General features: G+C 68.9%; 20 protein-coding genes. 3 read left to right on the top strand and 17 right to left on the bottom strand.

Annotated elements, in window-relative coordinates; all coding sequences use genetic code 11:
• The 3 genes from DP939_RS39600 to DP939_RS39590 form a co-directional block, all read left to right on the top strand.
• Window positions 1-255: group II intron maturase-specific domain-containing protein (locus DP939_RS39600; RefSeq protein WP_199565713.1), on the top strand; the 255-nt coding region annotated here is incomplete at its 5' end.
• Between the two features lie 293 nt (window positions 256-548).
• Window positions 549-1,319, top strand: a complete 771-nt coding sequence (locus DP939_RS39595; protein WP_113985984.1) for a transposase family protein — start codon at window positions 549-551, stop codon at window positions 1,317-1,319.
• Window positions 1,320-1,598: 279 nt separating this feature from the next.
• Window positions 1,599-1,994, top strand: a complete 396-nt coding sequence (locus DP939_RS39590) for a hypothetical protein (RefSeq protein WP_113985983.1) — start codon at window positions 1,599-1,601, stop codon at window positions 1,992-1,994.
• Window positions 1,995-2,310: 316 nt separating this feature from the next.
• On the opposite strand, the gene DP939_RS39585 is transcribed toward DP939_RS39590, so the two are convergent.
• The 17 genes from DP939_RS39585 to DP939_RS39505 form a co-directional block, all read right to left on the bottom strand.
• A complete protein-coding gene (locus DP939_RS39585) occupies window positions 2,311-3,267 on the bottom strand; it encodes an integrase (RefSeq protein ID WP_113985982.1) in 957 nt (318 codons plus the stop codon).
• Window positions 3,258-3,557, bottom strand: coding sequence for a helix-turn-helix domain-containing protein (locus DP939_RS39580; RefSeq protein ID WP_113985981.1), 300 nt, complete (start codon window positions 3,555-3,557; stop codon window positions 3,258-3,260). The genes DP939_RS39585 and DP939_RS39580 overlap by 10 nt, the downstream gene beginning before the upstream one ends.
• Before the next feature lie 365 nt (window positions 3,558-3,922).
• Window positions 3,923-5,515: a plasmid pRiA4b ORF-3 family protein gene (locus tag DP939_RS39575; protein WP_147268317.1), complete on the bottom strand. Its 1,593-nt coding sequence runs from the start codon at window positions 5,513-5,515 to the stop codon at window positions 3,923-3,925.
• 318 nt (window positions 5,516-5,833) lie between these two features.
• Complete coding sequence (locus DP939_RS39570; RefSeq protein ID WP_113985979.1) at window positions 5,834-6,697, bottom strand: FAD binding domain-containing protein; 864 nt, start codon at window positions 6,695-6,697, stop codon at window positions 5,834-5,836.
• Between the two features lie 9 nt (window positions 6,698-6,706).
• Window positions 6,707-7,477: an SDR family NAD(P)-dependent oxidoreductase gene (locus tag DP939_RS39565; protein ID WP_158578950.1), complete on the bottom strand. Its 771-nt coding sequence runs from the start codon at window positions 7,475-7,477 to the stop codon at window positions 6,707-6,709.
• A gap of 19 nt (window positions 7,478-7,496) precedes the next feature.
• Window positions 7,497-8,738, bottom strand: coding sequence for an aminotransferase class IV (locus tag DP939_RS39560; protein WP_113985977.1), 1,242 nt, complete (start codon window positions 8,736-8,738; stop codon window positions 7,497-7,499).
• 18 nt (window positions 8,739-8,756) lie between these two features.
• Complete coding sequence (locus tag DP939_RS39555) at window positions 8,757-9,212, bottom strand: cobalamin B12-binding domain-containing protein (RefSeq protein WP_113985976.1); 456 nt, start codon at window positions 9,210-9,212, stop codon at window positions 8,757-8,759.
• Window positions 9,188-10,825 carry a methylmalonyl-CoA mutase family protein gene (locus DP939_RS39550; RefSeq protein ID WP_113985975.1) on the bottom strand — a complete coding sequence of 546 codons (1,638 nt, stop codon included), beginning with the start codon at window positions 10,823-10,825 and terminating at the stop codon, window positions 9,188-9,190. Before DP939_RS39550 ends, DP939_RS39555 begins: the two co-directional genes overlap by 25 nt.
• A complete protein-coding gene (locus DP939_RS39545) occupies window positions 10,822-12,321 on the bottom strand; it encodes an AMP-binding protein (protein ID WP_158578949.1) in 1,500 nt (499 codons plus the stop codon). Before DP939_RS39545 ends, DP939_RS39550 begins: the two co-directional genes overlap by 4 nt.
• Window positions 12,322-12,361: 40 nt before the next feature.
• Window positions 12,362-13,561, bottom strand: a complete 1,200-nt coding sequence (locus DP939_RS39540) for an NAD(P)/FAD-dependent oxidoreductase (RefSeq protein ID WP_113985973.1) — start codon at window positions 13,559-13,561, stop codon at window positions 12,362-12,364.
• Window positions 13,551-13,832, bottom strand: a complete 282-nt coding sequence (locus tag DP939_RS39535; protein WP_113985972.1) for a (2Fe-2S)-binding protein — start codon at window positions 13,830-13,832, stop codon at window positions 13,551-13,553. Before DP939_RS39535 ends, DP939_RS39540 begins: the two co-directional genes overlap by 11 nt.
• Window positions 13,825-15,231 carry a (2Fe-2S)-binding protein gene (locus DP939_RS39530; protein ID WP_113985971.1) on the bottom strand — a complete coding sequence of 469 codons (1,407 nt, stop codon included), beginning with the start codon at window positions 15,229-15,231 and terminating at the stop codon, window positions 13,825-13,827. Before DP939_RS39530 ends, DP939_RS39535 begins: the two co-directional genes overlap by 8 nt.
• Complete coding sequence (locus DP939_RS39525) at window positions 15,228-16,955, bottom strand: hydantoinase B/oxoprolinase family protein (protein ID WP_113985970.1); 1,728 nt, start codon at window positions 16,953-16,955, stop codon at window positions 15,228-15,230. Before DP939_RS39525 ends, DP939_RS39530 begins: the two co-directional genes overlap by 4 nt.
• 1 nt (window position 16,956) lies before the next feature.
• Window positions 16,957-19,113, bottom strand: a complete 2,157-nt coding sequence (locus DP939_RS39520) for a hydantoinase/oxoprolinase family protein (protein ID WP_158578948.1) — start codon at window positions 19,111-19,113, stop codon at window positions 16,957-16,959.
• Window positions 19,110-20,045 (bottom strand): methylmalonyl Co-A mutase-associated GTPase MeaB, encoded by a 936-nt coding sequence (gene meaB, locus DP939_RS39515; protein ID WP_113985991.1) that lies wholly within the window; start codon window positions 20,043-20,045, stop codon window positions 19,110-19,112. Before meaB ends, DP939_RS39520 begins: the two co-directional genes overlap by 4 nt.
• The gene (locus tag DP939_RS39510; RefSeq protein ID WP_113985968.1) at window positions 20,042-22,315 is read right to left on the bottom strand and encodes a xanthine dehydrogenase family protein molybdopterin-binding subunit; all 2,274 of its coding nucleotides are present in this window, start codon (window positions 22,313-22,315) and stop codon (window positions 20,042-20,044) included. Before DP939_RS39510 ends, meaB begins: the two co-directional genes overlap by 4 nt.
• A complete protein-coding gene (locus DP939_RS39505) occupies window positions 22,312-22,788 on the bottom strand; it encodes a (2Fe-2S)-binding protein (protein ID WP_113985967.1) in 477 nt (158 codons plus the stop codon). Before DP939_RS39505 ends, DP939_RS39510 begins: the two co-directional genes overlap by 4 nt.
• Window positions 22,789-22,888: the final 100 nt, after the last annotated feature.

Genomic DNA, 22,888 nt, shown 5'->3' with positions numbered 1-22,888 from the left:
CGTGGCTGGGTGGCCTTCTTCAAGTACGGGCACTCCGCCGAGCGCTTCAGCAAGATCAGGCAATATGCGCGGATGCGGCTCGCTTTGTTCATCAGCAAGCGGCGCCGTGCCAGCAAGGGGTTCGGCTGGCGAACACTGGTTGCCTTGTCGCCGAATGAACTCGGCCTGATCGGCATGTATGGAATCGTCGTCTCGCCCTGGCCCTTCAAGGACTGGCGGGTGAGGCCGAATGCCGGCGGTGAACGACGTTGGTGAGCCGGGTGCGGGAGAACCGCATGCCCGGTTCGATGCGGCGGGAGCTGGAAACGGAGCCACGAACCTGGCCATGGTCATCGGGGAGAGCACAGCCGACCGGGAAACCGGCGGAAGAAAGGCTCCGAGCCCTACCGTCAGGAGAAGCCACCGCGCCAGCTCCCGACCCTACATCCATGTCTGTGGGCGCTTGATCACGGTGTGATCGCGGTTCTACCGGAGGGCCGGTGACACAAGAAAGCCCCTGGTAGATGGGTTGATCGACCAAGAACAATCCAACTGAACCAGGGGCCCAGGTGCTGTTCTATCGTGCCGCCGTCGATTTGTCCTCCCACACCCTCAACTACGTGGCCGGCATCATCCGGCGCCACCGCAAGGCGATCCGCTCCCCCTGGCGACGGCTCAACCCAGGCAGACAAGCCCTGCTCGTCCTGGTCTACCTGCGCAAAGGCGAAACCTTCCACATGGCCGGCGCCGGGTTCGGCGTGTCAACGACGACCGCATGGCGGCATGTGGAGGAGACGGTGATGCTGCTGTCGGCGCGCTCGCCCAAGCTCGACCGGGCCTTGAGCAAGGCCCGCCATGACAAGCTGCATTACCTGGTCTTGGACGGCACGCTGATCCGCACCGACCGGATCAAGGCCGACCGGCCCTACTTCTCCGGCAAGCACCGGGTCCATGGGATGAACGTTCAGGTGATCGCCTCACCCGACGGGACGATCGTGTGGACCTCGGGCGCCTTGCCGGGCAGCACGCACGACCTTTCCGCCGCGCGGATCTGGGGCGTCCTGCGTGCGCTGGGGCAGGCGGGCATCCTCGTCCTGGCGGACAAGGGCTACCAGGGAGCAGGCGGTGTGGTGGTCACGCCGTACCGGGGCAAGGGCAAGCCGGAGTCGCAGAAGCGGGCCAACCGGGCTCATGCACGTCTACGCGGCCCGGGAGAGCGGGCCAACGCCCAGCTCAAGAACTGGGCCGTCCTCCGCAAGCTCCGGTGCAGCCCCTGCAAGGCCGGCCCCCTGTGCAAGGCCATCGCGGTACTCCAGAACTACGAGACCACCCGAGGATGAAAAAGGTTCAGTCTTCCGTTGACGTACAGCTGTGATCAGCGGCATGCGGACGGCCGCTTCCATCGCGCGCGGAAGGAGGACATTGACGCTGTAGTGGACAAAGCGCTTCGCCGCCGCATCAACAACCGCTCCCGCTGGGCGATCGCCCCTGAACTGGCGCCGTCTCCTCAAATCTCTGGCGGCCTATGCCCAGTACCTGAAGGCGTAGATCGACATCTATGACGGGCACATCGGTGCAGCCAGGGCAGACCCCTCGCCCGGCAGCGCAGGCGACTGGTGATGCAACTGGAACAGGTCCAGGAGATCCAGAGGCAGGGTGCGTTCGTGGTCGCCGGGCTGGACGCGTTCGCCCGCAATCCCTGGCGTGCTATCTCATCGCGCGATCGCAGTGCATTCTCCGATCTCGGCCGGGCGTTATTGATCAACAGTGTCGTGTCTCATCGAGACGACATCAAGGTCATCACCCGCTTCGACGAGGACACCCCTCTCTACCGCAGGCTTCGCGTGGAGGAGCTCCAGGAGGAGATTGCCACCGCCCGGACCGAATTGAGCAGTTGGAAGATGAACTCGCCGAACGCAACGAATCGCCGGCTGACAAGCCGGGCTGGCGGGGCGATGGAAGTTCACTCCACGAAGCCGGTCACTCGTGGCCAGGTTGCCGAGGTGCCGTCCTGAGCCCCCATGCGAGCCTGATCGGAAGGGCGGAGAGCACCGCGCGCCAAGCCGCGCCTTGGGCGTGTGGTCTTGGACCCTGGCGGATCGGCAACCCGACACGATCTTGTACGACTGGCGAGACGGTCCTGATCGATCATGTTGTGCCCGCCTACAGGCCGGCGTGGTTGCTCGGTGTTTGCTCGTGTGTTCGCGATACGGCACGCCAGGAATAGTGACGGTTGGATATTCCGGCGGGCGTCATAGTGGCTGAAATCGTAGAGTGTGGCATGTACCGACATCGCACGGTAGTGATCAAGGGCGCTTTTAATCTGTAGGTTCAGGGTTCGAGCCCCTGGCGCCCCACCACTCCCACCCCACCTGACCAGCGCTCCCTCCCCAGAGGGCGGCCTGCGGCCAGCAATTGATCTCCTGTGGCCGCTCGCCGGTTGCTCGCGGGCACGGACCGGGCACGCAGTACGCCACCAAGTAGTTCCTCCGGCCCGAAGTGCTGGGCGATCCGCGCTCCGGCCATGAACGTCCTGGTCGCCGAGGAGGTCATCTGCGGCCCGTTGTCGGAGACGGCCGGCAGCGGGAAGGCATCGTGGCCGGGCACCTGCCCGCCGCGCAGCTCGGCCAAGAACTCCTCGTCATCGAGGAGATGCGCCTTGCCTAGCACCTCCAGGGCACGCGTGGAGGCCACCTCGACCTGGGTGGAGGTCTCCTCCGGGGAGACCACCGTGGCCAGCCAGTAGCGCGAAACCACGTCCATGACCGCGATCGCGGACCAAGGCCTCACGCCCCGAAAGTGCGTGAAGTCATAGATCGTGATCACGTCCGGCACCAGCTCGACCCACTCGACCCACTCGGGCCATTCCCGGCGTGGCCGTCGCTCGCGTGCGGGCCGCTCGGCGACCTTGATCCCGGCCGCTTGCAGCACCCGCAGCACCGTCGATTCCGAGGCGTGGAACACCTCCAGACGCGAGCCGCGATGGGCCGGCTTGCGGTGGGAGCGGTCGATCTCCAGCCGCTCCTCGGCGATCTTCACGATCGCCTCGCGTTCCCACGGCAGCAGCGCGTGCAGCGCGATCTCCGGGCCCGGCTTGGCATCGTCCAGGCGGCCCACCACTGCGCGGGCCTGCCAGCGCAGCACCCGCACGTGATCCAGCCCCAGCAGCGCCGCGGCCCGGCGGGTGGACCAGCCGCCCTCACGGGCCGCGTGCGCGACGAGCTCCAGCAGACCGGCCTTGACGTAGGCGTCGACTCGCGGCGGGACCGGGCCGGCGTTCAGCCCCAAAGCGATTTTCCCTGGTGGAGGTGGAGGGCGACGGCCTGTTCGGTCACCGTCGCGCGCAGCCGCTCGATCTCCCGGCGGGCTGCGGCCAGCTCGGCGGCTTCGGGGCTTTTGCCCGGACGGCCGCTCGTGGAGGTGCCCGCCAGCGCGTCGAGCGCGCCCTGCTTGGCGGTCTTGCAGATGACGTTGACCGTCATCCGGTTCACGCCGTACTTGTCAGCCGCCTCGCCCTGGGTGGACTGGCCGGTGAGCACCTCGACGAACACCTGGTACTTCACCGATGGGGCGAGCAACGTACGCTTACCTGGCTTACCCGTACGCGACGGGGACGGCTTGGGGTCCTGCCACCCGCTCCGGCCTCTTCCAAGGAGTAATCAAACCACCCGCGGCTGATAGGTGTTTCGGACCGGAACTGGTTCGTTGACTCTGACGCGGAAGGGGTCAGGTGGTCAGCATGTGGTCTTGCGTGCGGTTCTGCGTGCTTGGCTGATCACCAGCTGGGCGGTCGATGTGGCGGGGTGCTGGTAAGTCTCGGCCAGGACCAAGGTGTAGGTGTCGGCGGTCATCACGATGCTTGAGTGGCCAAGGGTGATCACCTTCGGATTCCTGCCTGTTGCCAGGGCGAGGGGGCGCCGTGGCGGAGGTACGGGCTTTCGCCTCATGTGTGCCACAGCCCGGCTTCGGTCTGAGCCGGCGGCACCGCCAGCAGCTCGTTGACGGCGTCCTTATCGAAGAGGACCGGTTGTTCGGGATACTCGGGGTCGTAGTGCTCGATCGGGTTGTCCCCCTTGCCGGCGACGCAGACCGGATGGGCGACGTTGCCGCAGACCTTCTCCAGCAGGATCTCGTGTGTCCAGGAGTCACCGAGGTCGTAGACGTAGGTCATCTTTGAACGGGGTGACGGCAGGGCCCGGTTGATGCGATAGGCGTACTCATCGCCGCACTCCTCCAGCCCGAAGGACGGGTCGGAGTATCGGCGCTTGGCGGTCTTGAACATGTGCAGGTGATCGTCGCCCCAGCCGAACAGGATCCGGATCACCTCGTGCAGAGCCCCCAAGCTCAGGTTCTCCGGCACCAGTACGCGCCGCCACGGCCCGCCGTACAGGGAGATCTTGATTTGGTAGGCCGGAATCGGCGGCGGTACGGACGGCAGCGCGGCCAGCAGCCGCTCGGCCTCGGGGTGGCCGCTGCCGTCCGCGGCTTCGCGGACACCTCCCTCGACGGCGTTCAGCAGGACGTACCGGGCGTCGGTCGCGCCGTAGCGGTCCAGAGCGGCCAGCGCGTAGTCGGCCGCGACCCAGTTCACGTCCCGCCCCTCAGGGATGGGGCCGCAGTCCAGATCCGCCAGGAGGCGCCGGGCATGGGCGCCGAGCACGGGGTGGTCGCGCACTTCGCGCCAGAGCGGCAGGGCGTACTCACCGCGTTCGCCGATCACCTCGACGGCGGTGATCCGCCCGGCCGGAGTGGCGTCCGCGGCGGCGTGCAGCAACTCCCGCAACGGGTCGCGGGAACCGGGCTTGGCGAGGAAGGGGTCGATCCAGCGCCACACCGGCTCCCAGATCTCTTCCTCAGGTAGTGCGGCCAGCAGCTCCAGCACACGAGCGGCGGGCAGATCCGGGGTGACCGGCGGCGGAACCCTCCGGTCCAGCTCGGCCCGCGCGTACTCGCCCAGGCCGGTCAGTGCCATGCGCTCGTCCAGAGCACCGAAGTCGCGCAGGATCTCCACCACTCGGTCGACGGGATGCACCCTGCCCTCGCCGGGCAGGTAGACGGCGCGCCAATCCCAGTCTCCGCGCCCGCGCATCACCTCGGCGACCGCTTCACGTAGCGCACCGCCCAGTGGCGGCTCCCGCTGGTCCAGCACCAGCAGTGTTACCTGGCACACGATGCGCGGATCAGCGTCACACGGATCGCTCACCTGTGCGCAGAGCACCTCTTCCAGCGCCGCGAGCCATTCCTGGCCGGTCGGCTCCGCCGGGGCATTCCGCTGCGAGGCCCGGCTGCCGGAGATGGTGATGAGGCCGGCGACCAGCGCGGCCGTCCAGGCGCGGTGGACCGCGGGAAGGTCACTCAGCCGCCGGACCTTGGGCGGGCACGGTGCCCCCAGCGTCTCGGCCGCCTGCGGCACCAGCGCGGGTTTGAGCGCGCCACCGGCGGTGACCGCCCGGCCATCCCCCACCCAGACGGAAAGCGCACGAGCGGCAGCGAACGCACCGCACCGCTCGATCTCGGAGCAGAGTCGAGAGCCCATGAACACGACCCTATCGGCGCGGACATCACCGCGGGCAGCCCTAACGTGCCAGGCGGACCGCGGCGGACACGATCCGGATGCGTGAACAGCCGGACCGCGACTCCGGTGCCTGCCGCGTTTCCAGCCACCCGGGCAGGAGCCGGGCGTGAGCTCGAAGACATGGTTCGCGACGGGGACAAGACCTCGCGAGCCGCCGGCGGCAAGGCGAAGATGAACAATGCCCAGCCGGGCGGGTCGGCAGCCCGATACGGTCTTGTACGACTCGCGAGACGGTCCTGATCGCTCACGTTGCGCCCGCCTGCAGCCGGGGCCGGCGTGCTACGGGGGGCTTGAGCCCAAGGCCCGGGTCAGGGCGAGCAGCAGTGTGTCGCGGGTGAGGGGGCGCAGCACGCGGAGGCGGTGGTCACGGGTGCCGCGTACATCATCGATCGGTGACGAGGCCGCGACGACATGTTCGCATGCGTGAGCGATTGCCTCGTCGTCACATGTCGTGCCCACCAGCGTCTCGGCGGCGGCGGGAACCAGGCGTGGTGTCGGCGCCACGGCACCGATCGCGATCGCCGCATCCACGCACACCCCATTCTCGATGGACAACCACGCGGCCACCCCGACGACCGCGAGGTCCATCGAACGCCGGTAGGTGAAACGCCGATAAGCCGAACCGCCCTCCCGCACCGGAACTCGGATGGAGACCAGCGCCTCCGATGGCTTCCTGACATTGCGGCTCGGACCGGTGAAAAAGTCCCGGACTGGAACGTGGCGGATGCCGTCGAGTGACTGTAGTTCGGCGACTGCGTCGAGGACGAGCAGGCCGCACAATGTGTCACCGGCCGGCGATGAGCGGCAGAGATTGCCGCCCAGGGTGGCTCGTTCGCGGGTCTGTGCCGCGCCGACGATCTTCGCCCCGTCGAGGATCGCGTCCAGCGACCGGTCATCACGCTCGCCGAGATCGGCCAGCGTGGTCGCGGCGCCGATCCGTATCGCGTCGCCTTCGGGTTCGACGCCGCGAAGCTCGGCCACGTGCTTGACGTCGACCAGGACCGCAGGGATGATCGCGCCGGCGGCCCGAAGCGGGACGAGGTCGGTGCCGCCGGCCAGCGCGAACGCTCCCGGTTCTGCCAGGTCACGAATGAGATCGGCGACCGTGAGTGGTCGCAGGTACGTGAATCCCGTGGTGGGCATGACGAGGTCCTAGTGGAGGAACGACGCGCCGCCGGCGTCGATGGTCGATCCTGTGGAATATCGTGCCCGGCCCGTCGACAAGAAGAGGATCAGTTCAGAGATGTCGCGGGCCGTACCGAACTCTCCCATCGGAATCTCGGCCAGGTACCGGTCGGGGCCGCCATGGCTGTCGACCTGCGCCCGAGCCTGTTCGGTATCGATGATCCCACCCGAGATCAGATAGGTGAGGATGTCGTCCTTCGCGAAACCGCGGGCGACTCCGCGCAGCAACGAGTTCAAGCCGCCCTTCGCGGCGCCGTCCTGTAGATAGTCCGGGTAGTCGCCACGCACCGCGATCCGACCGGTCAAGCCGATGATGATGCCCTGGCAGCCCCGTTCGAGGAAGTGATGGATCGCGAACCGCGACAGGTGGGCGGGAGCGACAAGGTTGACCCGGAGTGCGGTCATCCAGTGGCGGTCCCACTCCTCGGCCGACACGTCGAGCGCGATGGGCTCGCGTACCGACGCGTTGTTCACGACCACGTCGATTCCGCCCTTCCAGGCCACCGCCTCCTCCCACAGGCGTTCGACATCTCGGAGCTCGGCGAGGTCGGCGCGGGTCGCGGCCGTCCGCTCCGAGCCCAGTTCGGCGACGAGCTCATCGGAGCGTCGCGAGCTCGCCCGGTAGTTGAAGAAGACGTTCGCGCCCGTCGCCACGAAGTCCCGGACGGCCGCCTCGCCGATTCCACGGGAGCCGCCGGTCACCAGAACGTTCTTGCCACGCAGTTCGGGATACCGCATATCACTGGACATAGTCCGACTACGCCTCCTTGGTGGTCAGTTGCAGGTCGGGTTCCGCCCCGTCCCGGCCGAGCAGTTCGGTGTAGGCGTCCATCAGCCGCTTGGTGGCCGGCCCCATGGTGCCGTCTCCGATCCGGCGTCCGTCGATCGACTCGACGAACGCGACCCCGCTTCCGGTGCCCACGATGAACACCTCCGCCGCGGTGAAGAGGTCGTAGGCGGTCATCACGCGCTGGACGACCCGCAATCCTGGGCCCGCGGCACCCTCGGCGACCAGCCGCAGGATCGTCTCCCGGGTGATCCCGGCGAGAATCCCGTTGGACGGGGGCGTCGCCAAGGTGTCGCCGTGGCGCGCGAAGATGTTCGCGACCGGAAGCTCCGCGACGTTGCCTTCGAGATCGAGCATGATCGCGTCGTCGGCTCCCGCCGCGATCGCCTCGAGTTTCGCGACAATGTGGTTGAGGTAATTGTTCGACTTCACTCGCGGCTCAAGACAGATCGGCGGGGTCCGTCGTGTGGAGGCGATCGCCAGCTTGACCCCGACGTCGGGGGGACGGGTCACCGCCGGGGCACCCTGCATCGAGATGACCAGCTTGGACTTGAGAGCCTTGCGGGGATCGGATACCGGATACCCTTCACCGCGGCTGATCACCACCCGCACGTAGCCGTCGGAAAGCTCGTTGCGCTTCGCCAGTTCGGTGATGAACGCGGTTATCTGCTCTTGGTCGTACGGGGGCGTGATCTGCAGGTACTGGCAGGACGCCCACAGCCGATCGAGGTGCGGGCGCAACGCGAACAGCCGCCCGCCGCGGCAAATGATCGTCTCGAACACTCCGTCGCCGTAGAGAAAACTGTGATCGAAGATCGAGACCGAGGCCGTGGCCGCGGGCACGAATTCACCGTCCACACAGGCGAAGCCACGTTTGTACTCCGCTACCGCTGCTTCGGGAACGTTTTCAGACATCGGATGGTCCTTCTTGTTCGGCTGGGAGGATCTTGTATTCGAACCAGAAGCGCGGTCCGGCGGCCGGTTCGGGTTCAGTGCGAGGCGGACCGCGACCGGTGTGCCGGCGTCGTCGGGTAGCCCACGGATGTGCGCGAACACCATCGCCCCGGCGCCGATATCGACCTGTCCGAGCACATAGGGACACAGCAGTCCCGTACGCGGCACCCATGCCGTGGCGAACGAGGTCAGCGTCCCGGTTGAGGGCAGGGTCACCTCGTCGACCCGGAAACCGGCCGAACTCGTGCATGCCGACACCGGCTACCACCTGCTGTGTCATAAGGGTCCGTCCTGTTCCGGATCGCCGGGACCGGATCGCACATTGGCGGTGATGAACCGTACGATCTCGTCGATCTTCGTCGCCGGATGGAAGATTTCATCGACGCCGAACTCGCGTAGCGGCTGGACGTCGACGTCGGGGATGACCCCGCCGACGAGCAGCAGGACGTCGTCCAGGCCGTGCTCCTTCATGAGCGCGCAGACGCGGCGCAGCAGCGGCACATGGGCACCGGACAGGATGCTTATCCCGATGACATCGCAATCCTCCTGCGACGCGGTCGCCACCACCTGTTCGGGCGTACGGCGCAAACCGGTGTAGATGACCTCCATGCCGGCGTCCACCAGCCCACGGGCCACCACCCGCGCGCCCACCTCATGTCCGTCGAGGCCGACCTTGGCCACCACGATGCGCACTGCCTGTCGCCCGCTCAGAACGTCTGGTCCGGTACCCATTCGCCGAACACCTCCCTGAGCACGTCTGAGATCTCGCCGATCGTCGCGTAGGCCCGCACGGCCTCCAGCACCGTCGCGACGGAGTTGTCGCCGCGCCGCACAGCGGCCTCCACATCACGCAGGGCGCCGGTCACCCGCCTGCCGTCTCGAACGCGCCGCAATTCGGCCAGGTCCGTGCGGCGCCGCTCCTCCGCGGCCTCGGACATCACCGAGGTGGGGCGCACCGCCCAGGAGTCGTCGTCGGCCACCGCGAGCCGGTCCACGCCGACCATCGGCCGGACTCCCGCCTCGTAGCGTTCCTGCCGACGGACCGCGCCGTCGCTGATGATCTCGCGGATGAAGCCCGAGTCGATGCACGCCCGCGCCCCACCCTCTGCCTCGACCGCGGCGAATCGCTCGCGGATGCCTGCCTCGAGTTCGCTGGTGAGCGATTCGAGGTAGTACGACCCCCCGAGCGGATCCGCGGTGAGACCGAGGCCGATCTCAAGGCCCATGATCTGCTGCATCCGGACCGCGATCTTCACTGCCTCGTCCGACGGCGTCTGTATCACTTCGTCGTACGAGGCCGTGTACAAGCTCTGTACTCCGGCCAGGTAATAGGCAAGCGACCCGAGCGTGATCCGGACGATGTTGTTCAACGGTTCCTGGCGAGTCTCCCGGCCGTGCCCGTACGCGGTGACCTCCAGCGCCATCGACTTCGGATCGAGCGCGCCGAAACGGTCGCGCAGCAATTCCGCCCATATCCGCCTGGTCGCCCGCACGTTGGCGATCGCGGCGAAGAAGTCCTCCCGCTCGTCGAGGAACAACTGGATCTGGGGGGCGAACGCGTCGATCGGAAGGCCGCGGTCGATCAGGGTCTGGATGTAACAGGTCGCGTTGCCGAGGGCGAACGCCGTGCCCCAGGTCGATCCCGCTCCCGCGGCGTTGAGGTGGTTGACGCACACGTCGAGCGGATAGAAGTGCGGCGCGTGCCGGGCGGACCACTCGACCACGTCGGCGGCCAGCCGTACCGCATCTTCGACCGGCAGGAACTGCGTTCCCCTGGCGACGTACTCCTTGAGCGGGTCGTTCTGCAGGTCGAGGACGAAGTCGTCGACCTGGCATCCCTGGCGTTCGGCGAGCGCGAGGAACAGCGCCAGCGCGATCGGCCCGATCGCGTTACCGAGCATGCCGACCCGGCGGAGCCGTGACACCGGCACGCCGTCGAAGACGCACTCCAGGTCGCGCAGCGACGCGATCGACACCCCCGAGCGTCCCACCTCGCCCGCGGACATGATGTGGTCCGGGTCATAGCCGATCTGCGCCGGCAGGTCGACAGCGAGCTGGACGATCTCCGCGCCCCAGTCGACCAGCTTGCGCACCCGGCGATTGGTGTCATCGGGGGTCCCCAGCCCGGTGTACACCTTCACGAGGGTCGGCGTGGTCCGCTGCCCGTCGGGATGGATGCCCCGGGTGAACGGGAATGCCCCAGGGGCCCCGATCCGCTCGTCGTCGACGTCGCGCCGGGACAGGTCGCCCCGGTCATACGCGGCCTGTACGGCCGGACCGGCGTCGAGCCGGAAGAACTCCTCATCGGCCGGCACACCCCAGGGCCGCAGCCGCGTCCCGGTCATCGGGTGTCCACCTCCCGGAGACCGGCGAGCAGATCCGGTGTGGAGACCTTGCCGTAGGCGTTGCGCGGCAGGCTCGCCCGGACCTCGACCCGGCGCGGTCTTTGGTAACCGAGCTCGGCTCTCGTGTAGGCGACGATCTCCTCGACGCTCACGTCCCGGCCGGGCCGCGGGCTCACGAAGGCGGCGACCTGCTGACCGAGCGTGTCGTGCGGCAGGCCGATGACGGCGGATTCCAGGATCGCCGGGTGCCGGTTGAGGACGTCCTCGACGACGCGGGGCGCGATGTTGAAGCCACCACTGATGATCATTTCGTCGGTGCGGCCGAGCAGGTAGAGGTAGCCGCGATCATCCAGCTCGGCCATGTCACGCGTGTGGACGTAGCCACCACGCAACACCTCTGCGGTCATTTCCGGCTGTTTCCAGTATCCGGCCATCAGATGCGGGCCGCGCACGATCACCTCACCGGGCTCACCCGGGGCGACGTCCCGGCCGTCCGCGTCGACCACCCGCACCTCCACGCCGCGCCAGGCACGTCCGGCGGACGACAGCAGCCGGCCGCCGGCGGCGTGGTCTCGCTCGTCGAGCACGGTGATGGACATCGGAGCTTCGGCCTGCCCGTACAACTGGGCGAAGATGGCTCCGAACGTGCCGATGAGCTCCTGGAGCTGCGTGGCCGGCATCGGCGAGGCACCGTAAATAATCTTTTGTAGCGCCGGCAGGTCGGACGCGGTGACGCCTGCCGAGAGCATCTGCAGCAGCATCGTCGGCACCACCTTGAGCGTCTGCGCGCCATGGCGTTCGGTGAGTTCGATACAGCCGACCGGATCGAACTTCTCCATGACGACGCAGGTCGCGCCGCTCATGAACCATGGCAGCAGGAAGAAGCCGCCACCGTGGCTGAGCGGCTGAGTGAGCACGATCTTGTCTCCGGCGCACACCGGCCCGAATTCCAGCAGCAGATTGTGCGCCACGGCGACATACGCCGAGGGGGTGAGTACGACGCCCTTCGGGCGGCCGGTCGTGCCCGAGGTGTAGAAGAGGCAGTACGGCGTGCCCGGCTCGGCGTCGCCGGGAGGCGGTGTGTCCGGGGCGGCGGCCAGCGCGGCGTCGTAGTCGGAGATCTCCTCGGCGGTCGTGTCCCCCTCGAGGCGCAGCACCGCCGGCACGTCGGCCGTACGGAGGATCTCCCCGGCCGCCGCGGCGAAGCGTTCCGCGTAGATCAACGCCTTCGCGCCGGCGTCGGTCACCACGTCCACCTGCTGACGCGCCGGGGCACGGGTGTTCAGCGAGACCCGGACATATCCAGCCAGCGCCAGGCCGATGTCGATTTCCAGATATTCGGGGCAGTTGTGCAGCAGGACCGCGACCCGGTCACCGGGCCGGCATCCTCGCGCGGCGAGCGCGTTGGCCAGCCGCTTGGCGCGTTCGTGCACGACCGTGAAGGTTCGTGCCGTCTCGCCGCACACCACGGCCACCCGGTCACCGTGCATGCGCACGGTCCGCTCTATGAGATGACGGTAGTACATCCTGCTCCCATCAAGCCCGGGTCTCGCCCGCCGCGTCCACGACGAGCAGTCCGTCGTCCAGCCGGTCCCCGGTGGCGAACCGGCTGAAGTGGAAGGGCCGGAGGCGCCGGTCCAGCACTCCGGTGTTCAAGTAGTCGGCGATCAGCCGCCCGGTCCCGACCGACACCATGTAGCCCTCTCCGCCCCACCCGCAGTCCAGGAAGAACCCCGGGCGTTCCTCCGCCTCACCCACCAGACCGGCCCCGTCGGGGGTCATGTCGATCAAGCCGGCCCACGTGCGCAGGATGTTCACGCCGCGTAGATCGGGAAACAGCCGGGCGATGACGGCGGCCGACTGGCGAAGGGCGGCATAGCTCGTCGTCAGTCTGGGGGTGCCCGTATGGCCGGTGGGCTCGGCGCCACCGACGAACTCCCCCCGGGAGGTCTGCATGATGTACGCCTGATCCTCGATCACCGAGACGATCGGGTCGAGAAAGGCGCGGTAAGGCTCGGTGACGAACATCTCCAGCGCCAGCTTGCGGGTTGGGAGCGCGACGCCGGCCATCTCGGCCACCTCGGCCGAGCCCGACCCCGCGCAGTTGACGACGAGGCCCGTGGCGATCGTCCCGCGATTGGTGACGATCCGGTTCACTCGCCCCCCGATCACCTGCATGCCGGTCACCGCCGTTTCCAGGTGTACGGCGACGCCGAGCCGGTCGGCCGCGTGCGCGTAGGCCCAGACGAGCGCATCGTGCCGCGAGACACCGGCAGTCGGGTCATGGATACCGCCGAGCATCCCCTGGGTGTTCAGCTGGGGGACCGCCTCGGCGAGTTCCCCGGGCGAGACGAACCGGGTGGGAATGCCGAGCGAGTTCTGCATCGTCACCGCGTCTTTGGCGACGGCGATCGAACGCTCGTCGCGGATGCACAGGTAGGAGCCGCGCTCGGTCAGCATGACGTTGTAGTCCAGCTCCACCGAGATCTGACTCCAGATCTGCCGGCAGTACCAGACCAGCTCCGCCCACGCCCGTTGCTGCCACGAGCTCCGGATGAGGGCGAGGTTGCGTCCGCTCGCGCCCGCGCCGAGATAGGAGCGCTCGAACACCGCGATGTTCTTCCGCCCGGATTTCGCCAGGTTGTAGGCGAGCGAGAGCCCGTGTACGCCGCCACCGACGATCGCGATCTCGCAGTCGCGCAGCGGTTGCGCGGTCGGGAGAATCCTACGAGGCATCCGAGCCTCCCAGCCCCGCCACCAGCCCCAGCCGGACCGGGTGCGCCGGCGGGCGCAGCGTCGGGCGACGCAGCGACTCCGGATCGACGCCCGTCTTGTGCGCAAGCCGTTCGAGAATCGTGTCCATGCACGACTTTCCCTGACAGGGCCCCATGAAGCCGGCCGTGTAGCGCTTGAACGTCTCGGCGTCGGTGAAGCCTTCCTCGATCGCGCGGTCGAGGTCGTGCTCGGTGATGTCCAGGCACAGGCAGAGCATGATCTTGTCAGCCATGACTTCCTCCCAGGACGTCGCCGCCGCGCAGGGCGGCCAGCGCGCCGGCGATCAGCTCCGTTCCTCCCGCGACGCGCGCCGCGGCCCACGCTCCCGCCACCGCGCCCTCGGCGAAGGCCGTGCCGGGATCCGTCGTCCCGGTCACCGCGCCGACCCCCTGCAACACCGGCAGCGGGGCGTGCTCCCATCCGGCGGGGTCGATACGGGTCGCGCGCTGTCCGTCCACCACCGCGTCGCCGCTGCTGGTCGCGCTGTAACGCAGTTCGTCGGCTCGCTGCCAGCCACCGCTCATCCCGACCACGTCGCACCTGATCGTTCGCCGGCCACCGGCGGTTTCCACCACCACGCCGGTGATCCGGCGCCTGCCGCGCACGCGGGTGACCCGCGCCCCGGTCAGCACTTCGATGTCCGGCGGCGGATCCGCGACCGGTCCAGGTCCGTCCGGGCGGCTGTCCACGATGGCCCGCACGCCGAGCCCGGCCCGATGGAGATCGCCGGCCAGGCGGTACGCGGTGTCGTTCTCCGTCACCAGCACGGCCTGGGCGCCGGTGAGCACCCGATCCTCCAGCACGAGCCGGTGCAGGCCACTGGTCAGCAGGACGCCCGGCCGATCGTTGCCGGCGAAGACCACGGCTCGCTCGTACGCGCCGGTCGCCAGCACGCTCGCGGCGGCGGTCACTTCGACGACCCGGTCGCCCCGGTCGACCAGGTACTGATCACCGAACCCGGCGACCACCGTCCCCGGCGCGATCACCGTCACGTTGGTGGCGGTGCGCACCAGGTCGATGGCCTGGCGCAACTCCGCGCTCGCGGCGCCGTCGGACACCGCGGGCGCGGCGGAGCCGCCGAGGCGGGCCCGCCGTCCGGCCAGAACCACGTGGAGCCCGGCCTTGGCCGCCGTGGCGGCGGCACCGAGGCCCGCGGGGCCGGCGCCGACCACGAGCAGATCGGCGCGAAGGCGCTCAGCCGCGGGGATTTCGAAGGAAGCCGGAATCTCGGTCTCGGCGGCCAGCTCGCGCAGCCGGCCCTCCCACAACCGCCAGGCCAGGTTCTGCCGCTTGAACCAGCGGTACTGGAAGCCCACGGGGAAGAACCGCCCGAAGGCGCCGATCGAGCGATAGACGTCGAAACGCCGGCCCGTGGCCCCCTCGGTCGCCACCAGCATGCCCGGCCGCGCGGGGACGAGGCAGGAGCGGACATGCGGCACACCGTCCACACGCACCAGACAGTTGGGGCAGTGACCGTGCGCGCAGTAGACACCGCGGGCGCGGCGGTACTTGGCGCTGCGGCTCAGTTCCACCTGGCCGCCGGCCAGCAACGCCCCGGCCACCGACTGCCCCGGCGCGGCCTCGATCTTCTTGCCGTTGAAGGAGAACTCGATCTGATCGCGCCCGCTCATCGCTCCGCCCTCCGCCGCGCGGCGCGCAGATCCCGCGTGGCGGCCGGGTCGACGACACCGGCGCTGTCAAGGACCACACCGTACGACGTCGCCGCCTTCCGCACACTCAGCAGACCGGCGACCACATCGGCGGAGACCCGCTCGACCTCCCGGTCGAACGGGTGACCGTATCCGCCGCCGCCGGACAGCCAGGTGGTGACGACATCGCCATGGCCGAGCTGGTAGGTGCCCTTCGAACCCAGCACAACAGGATCCGCGCCGTCGGCGTTGAGGACCGTCCGCCCGACGGCGCCGGCTTCGCCGCCCAGGATTCCGGGCGGCGCGAATCGCTGCCGGTCGGTGAGGTTCGAGAACGTCATGCTCTCGCCGAGTACCGTGACGTCCTTGCGAACGCCGTGGCCGCCGCGGTTGCGGCCGGCTCCCGCCGAGTCGGGGATCAGCTCCAGCCGCTCGACGCGCACCGGGTAGGAGTTCTCGTTGACCTCCACCGGAATGGCGTCGATGTTGAACGCGCTGGGGGCGGCCTCCATGCCGTCGGAGTCCGGCCGGCCGCCGAAACCCCCGATGATGATGTCGTAGTGCACGAAGCGGCGCCCGGTTCTCGGGTCGAAGCCGCCGAGATTGGGGTTGGCCCAGTGCGAACTGGGCGCGATGACCCGGTCGGGCAACACCTCGGAGAACGCCTGCATCAGTACGTCGACGAAGCGTTGCTGCATGATCGCTCGTGCCCCGGAGCCGGCCGGCGGCTGAGCGTTCACCACCGATCCGGGTTCGGCCACGAAGTTGATCGGCCGCAGGCAGCCGCCGTTCTGCGGTATGGTCCCACCGCTGGTGATGCATTTGACGGTGTAGTAGCAGAACGCGCGGACATACGTGAGCACCGCGTTGATCCCTGACCGGGTCTGCGGGCTCGACCCGGTGAAGTCGATGGTCACCGAACTCCCGTCCACGGTGACGGTGACCTCGATCCGCAGCGGCTCGGTCCCCGGACCGTAGTCGTCGAAATAGTCGACCGCGTGGTAGGTGCCGTCGGGCATCTCGCTGATCGCGGCCCGCATCGCCTCCTCCGACCGGTCGAGGATCTCCGCGCAGGCCTCGTCGTAGCGATCCATCCCGTACTTGCCGATCAAGTGCGCGAGCCGCTGCTCCACGATCCGGTTGCAGTTGCGCATCGCCATGAGGTCACCGAGCAGCTTGTCCGGAACCCGGACGTTCGCTTCGATGATGCGCAGGATCTCCTTGTTCGGCTGTCCCTCACTCCACACCCGGGTCGGCCACAGGCGCAACCCCTCCTGAAACTGATCGTTGATCCCCTCGACCTGCTGCGATCCGGGCGCGGCACCGCCGACGTCGATCATGTGCGTGCAGTTGACGGCGTAGCCGGCGATCGTGCCATCGACGAAACAGGGGCTGAGCATGAAGAAGTCAGGTAGATGCCCGGAGCCCATCCAGGGATCGTTCAAGATGAGACAGTCGCCGGGGCGCAGCTCCTCGGCGTCGTAGTACCGCAGGAAGTTCGTGACGGCGGATGGCATGGACCCGAGGTGCCCGGGGCTGAAGTCTCCCTGGACGATCATCCGTTCGTGCCGGTCGAACAGGCCGACCGAGAAGTCGCGGCCTTCGCGGACCGCCTCCGAGTACGCTGTCCGGCGCAGCACGGTACCGGCGTCATTGGTCAGTGCGACCATGCCGCGCCACATCACACCGAGCGTGAGCGGGTCCATGTCAGTCTCTTCCTGTTGTGGTGCCCGTGGTCAGGTCGCCCGCCGCGGGGTCGGAGTTTCTACCGATGCGGGCGAGTACGTTGCGGTGACCGTCGACGGTGGCCGTGTCACCGGGCAGCAGCAGAATCGCGCACTGGCCGTCCTCGATGACCGCGGGGCCTTCGACCTGTGTGCCGGTGGGCAGGTCATCTCGCCGGTGCACCGCGCATCGCACATAGCCGGACAGCTCGGGAAAGTACACGCGGCGGCTCTCGTCCCTGGCCCTGGCCCCGGTCGCGGCGTTGGGCGGAAGCTCGAAAGCGGCGGGTGCGGCGCTGCCGGCGACCGTGATGGACGTGATCTGTGCCTGCGCGTCCGGATAGCGATAGCCGTACATCGCGGCGTAGTCCGTGTCGAAGCGCTCCCGCAGGGCGCCGGCCAGTTCGCCGGCGGGGCAACGCGGAATCTCGACCTCGACGACGTGACCTTGGCCCGCGTACTGCATGTCCGCCCGGTACGTGATGGACCGTTCCGCCCCGGGGGTCACGTTGTCCAGAAGCTGGTTCACGGCGGCGTCCAGCTCGGCCAGTTCGGACCCCAGCCGGACCATCCCCGGCTCGTCCACAGGCGACACGAAGGTGCGGATCAGGTCCACCCGGGGCGCGGCCTGCAGGAGACCGACGGCGGAGGCGATGCCGGCCGCCGCAGGGAAGATCACCTCACCGATGCCGAGGTTGCGAGCCAGCCGCGCGGCGTGGGTCGGGCCCGCGCCGCCCAAGGCCACGAGCGTCAGATCCCGGGGGTCACGGCCCCGCTCGATCGACACGGCGCGGATGGCGTGCTCCATGTTCGCGGTGACCGCCTCGTGAACGCCCCACGCGGCTTCCCCCGCGTCGAGACCGAGCGGTGCTCCGACCTGGGCGGCGATCGCCTCGCGAGCACCATCGACGTCCAGGCTCATCCGGCCGCCGAGAAAGAAGTCCGGGTTCAGGTATCCGAGCACGACGTTGGCGTCGGTCACGGTCGGCCGTGTTCCGCCCCGCCCGTAGCAGATCGGGCCGGGCTCGGCGCCCGCGCTTTCCGGCCCTACCTCGATGATCCCCAGCCCGACCCGGGCGATGCTGCCGCCGCCGGCGCCGATCTCGATGAGGTCGACCGACGGGGTCACCACGGGGAGTCCGGTGCCCACGCGCATCAAGGTCTGATCCACATCGAAGACGCGTTCCATCTTCGGCTCGCCATCCTCGATGAGACATGCCTTGGCGGTGGTCCCGCCCATGTCGAAGGCGACGAGGTCACCGCGCCCGTGCGCCCGCCCGATCCACGCGGCCATCGACACCCCCGCCGCCGGGCCCGACTCAAGGGCCCGGATCGGCAGGTGGACGACCTCGGCCGGCGTCGTCAGGCCGCCGTTGCCCTGGTTGATGAAGACCTGGCCGGTGAAGCCGCGCTCGGCCAGCGCGCGCTCCAAGGAATCGAGATAGCGCCGGAACGCGGGCTGGATATAGGCGTTGACCACTGTCGTGCTGGTGCGCTCGTACTCGCCGGTGATCGGCGCCACCTCGTGCGAGAGCGACGTCGATGCCTCGGGGAGCAGTTCCGAGACGAGCTTGCCGACCCGCGTCTCGTGATCGTTGGCCGCGTAGGAATGCAGCAGGGAGACCGCGACCGCTTCGATGCCGGCGGCGCGCAGCTCCTCCAGCGAGCTTCGCAGATCGGTCTCGTCGAGCTCGCGGACGACGGTCCCGTCATAGGCCATGCGCTCGCGGACCGGCACCACATGATGTCGTGGAATGAGCGGTTCATGCTTGTCGAACCACAGGTCGTAGGTGCTGTATCGGGCCGGCCGCTGCATGATCAGCAGATCGCGGAACCCGTCCGTGACCAGCAGCGCCGTCACGGCGCCCTTGCGCTCGATCACGATGTTCGCCCCGATCGTCGTCCCGTGCACGACCTGGCCGACCTCGTCCATCGAGCCGCCGACCAGCCCGAGCAGGTCATCGATCCCCGCCAGGGCGCCGACCGACGGGTCCGTGTTCGTGGACAGCCGCTTCCAGACATGCAGTTCACCGGTCTGGCTGTCGTGCAGCGCGAAGTCGGTGAACGTGCCGCCGATGTCGAAGCCGATGCGGTACCGCTTACGCGTGCCCGCCGATGCCTCATGGCTCTCCGGAGTCAACGATTGCCACCTTCCCCAGTCAGTTCCGCGATCAACCATCGTGCGGTGCTCTCGGGCGTACGGTGCCCGGCGGCGACCGCTTCGAGCGCCGCACGGCCTTCGTCGCCGCCGTGCAGCAGCCGCTCGATGCGTACCCGCAGCCCGTCCATCGCGAGGCGGACGATCTCGCGTTGGGCCGCGGTCTGCCGGCCCGCAGTTCGCCGGCCGTGCTCTCGGCTCCGATGCCCGGCGATGACATCGGCCAGCTCGGCGACCCCGTCGCCGGTCAGGGCGTTGGTCTTCACGATCGGCGCATTCCGCGCGCGGAACCTCGCCGTGCGCCTGAGCTCCCTGACCAGGTCGTCCGCCCGCGGGTGGTCGGCCTTGTTGACCACGAGGACGTCCGGGATCTCCATCAGTCCGGCTTTGATCGCCTGGAGCGTGTCGCCGGCGCCGGGCATGAGGACGACCACGGTGGTATCCGCCTGCCCGGCGATGTCCACCTCGGCCTGTCCGATCCCGACGGTCTCGATCAGCACGTGCGAGTAGCCGGCGGCATCGGCCAGCAGCGCCGCCGGGCGGACCGCCGCCGCCAGGCCGCCGAGGGAGCCGCGGCTGGCCAGTGAACGGATGAACACCGCCTCGTCGAGGAAGTGGTCGGCCAGGCGAATCCGGTCACCCAGCAGAGCGCCGCCGGTGAAAGGGGACGTGGGATCGACCGACAGCACGGCGACCCGGTCGTCACGTGTCCGAAGTTCACGCACGAGCGCGCCGACCAGCGTCGACTTGCCGACTCCTGGCGGGCCGGTGATGCCGGTGATCGCGGCCGTGCCGGCGTGCGCACTCGCCTGGACGACCAGCTTCTCTCCGGCCGGGCCTCCGCGCTCGACGAGGGAGATCGCGCGCGCCAGCGCGCGGGGTTCACCGGCGAGCAAAGTGCCCAGCAGCGTCATGGCTGCCGCGTCTCGTCGACGCCGTCGAGGAACGCGGCGACCCGGATCGGGTCGAAGGGCAACCCGCGCGGCTGATCCCCCAGGATGTCGCGAAGCGCGGCACCGATCGCGGCGGCCGGAATGATGACCGGTGCCTCGCCGATGCCCTTCGCGCCGTGCGGGCCGCTTGGTCCCGGATGCCCCGCGACGAAAACGGTTTCGATCTGCCGGGGAATGTCGGCGATGGTGGGCAGCCGGTAGTCGACGAGGTCGGCATTGCGGACGGTACCGTCCGCGCCGACGTCGAGCACCTCGCTCAGCGCGTAACCCAGACCCTGCACGACCCCTCCCTCCACCTGCCCACGGGCACCGTCGGGATTGAGCACCGTCCCGATCTCGTGCACTGCCAGGTAACGCAGCACCTCGATACGGCCGGTCTCCGGATCGAGCTCGATCTCGGCGGCATGGCAGTGAAAGGTGGCCTCGTTGAACGCGTCGAAGCGCATGCCGTCGAGGATCGAGCCCTCCAGCGGGATGGGCGCACCGCGGAACCGCCCGGTGCCGACGACCGGGCCGGTCCGGTTGATCGCGCCCACCACCAGGTCGGCGAGTGCCACCGACGCCTGTGGCAGGCCGCGGACGCTGACCCGCCCATCGGCGAGCACAAGATCCTCTGGTGCGGCTTCGAGCTGCTCGGCCGCCTCATCGCGCAACTGCCCGGCGACCTCCTCCGCCGCCATGAGCGCCGCGTTGCCGACGCCGAAGAGGGTGCGGCTGCCCTTCGAGCCGGAGTCGTAGGGGCCCACATCGGTGCTGCCCGAGCGTACGGTGACCCGTTCGAGAGGCAGGCCGAGTGCGTCCGCGACGAGGGCGGCGACTCCGACGACGACGGCACCGGTGCCGATCTCCGTTCCTCCTGTGGTCACGGTCGCGGTGCCGTCCTCGTTCATGCTCACCGTCGCGCCGGCGGGGGCGCCCGAGGTCAGCCACCACGCGCACGCGAGGCCGTAGCCACGGCGGCGTCCGCGGCCGGCGGCCGGCTCGTCGCGGCGCCACTCCTCCAGCCGCCGCGCGGCGAGCTCCAGGCACTCGCCCATGGTGACGTCGGGCAGCAGCTCTCCGGACGGTCCGCGATCGCCGGAACGCAGCAGGTTGCGCCGTCGGATCTCCATCGGGCTGAGCCCGGCGGCGGCGGCGATCTCGTTCATGTGCGTCTCGACGGCGTATACCATCTGCGGCCCGGAAGGGCCGCGAAAGGACCCGGTGGGGCAGGTGTTCGTGGCCACCGGAACGGCCGCCAGGTCGATCGCGTCCACCCGGTAGGGCCCGGTGCCCATGAGCGCGGCGATCGAGGCGATCATCGGGGTGTCGAAGGCATAGGCGCCGGAGTCGAGATAGACCACCGCGCGGCGCGCGAGGATCCGGCCCGAACGGTCGACGGCGCTGGTCAGCTCCACGATCGAGTTCTCCCGCGGATTGCCGGCCCGCATGTCCTCCGCGCGGGAGCAGACCACCCGCACCGGCCGGCCGGTGGCCAGGCATGTCACCGCCGCCAGGGGGGCGAGTCCGAGATGGAGTTTTCCGCCGAATCCGCCGCCGAGCGCCGGCACCCGTACGGAGATCTTCGACATCGGCAGATCCAGCAGCGCCGCGAGTCCCTGACGGACCACGAAGGGCGCCTGCGAGGCGGTGGTCACCGCGATCCCGCCCGCGCCGTCCGGTTCGGCGAGGGTGGCCCGCGGCTCGATATAGCCCTGGTGCACGCGATGCGACTCGATGCGGGTGGTCACCACGAAAGGCGCGTCCGGCATGCACGCGTCCACGTCGCCCCGGCGGATCCGCGCCGCCTCTCGGCGGTTCGGCTGCCCCTCGTGTACCGGCCAAGCGTCCTCGCGCAGCGCGTCGGCCATCGTCACCGAGGCCGGCAGCGGGTCGAGGCGCAACTCGACCAGCTCCGCCGCCTGGTTCGCCGCCGCCTTGCTCTCGGCCGCGATCAGTGCGATCGGCTCGCCCGCGAACCGTACGACGTCACGGGCCAGCACGGGCTGATCACGTATCACCGTTCCCCACCGCCGGTCCGGGAGGTCCGCGGCGGTCAGGATCCGCACCACTCCGGGGACGTCCGCCGCCCGAGCGGTATCGACGCCCAGAATGCGCGCCGACGCGAGCGGCGATCGCACCACCGCGCAGTGCAGCAGGCCATCGGGCTGGAAGTCCTCGGTATAGCGGGCGGTTCCATCGGCTTTGGCGGCCGAATCGGGGCGGTGCAGCGCCGAACCCAGCAGTGTCATGCCGGCTCCCCCTGGTCCGCGACCCGTCGCGCCGCGGCTTCCACGGCCCCCACGATCGACAGGTAACCCGTGCAACGGCACAGGTTGCCGCTCAACGCGGTCTCGATGTCGGCGCGGTCAGGCGTGGGATTCGATCTGACCAGGCTGGTCGCCATGACGAGCACACCCGGCGTGCAGATTCCGCACTGTACTGCGCCCGCCGCGACGAGCTCTTCGGCGAGTATCCGCCCAACGTCGTCCTGCGACACCCGCTCCACGGTTTCGACCTCGCGCGCGACGCACTCGACCGCGTAGACGAGACAGGAGTTGACCGGCCGGCCGTCCAGCAACACGGTGCACGCGCCGCAGTCACCGGTGCCGCATCCGAGCTTGGTTCCGGTCAACCGGAGGTCCTCGCGCAGCACATCGATCAGCAAACGCTCGTCGAACCGGCCGACCTGACGGTCCTCTCCGTTGCAGCGGAACCGGGTCATGCCATCGAACTCTCCGACGCCAGGCAACACGCCCCCCGTCCCTTCTGCGACAGCATTCGCCGCAGCAGATCAAACAGTCTATAGACTATAATCTTGGACA

The sequence above is a fragment of the Spongiactinospora rosea genome (assembly GCF_003315795.1).
GTDB lineage: Bacteria > Actinomycetota > Actinomycetes > Streptosporangiales > Streptosporangiaceae > Spongiactinospora > Spongiactinospora rosea.
Note: the sequence above shows the minus strand (reverse complement) of the source record. Positions and strands in the feature narration are given on the sequence as shown.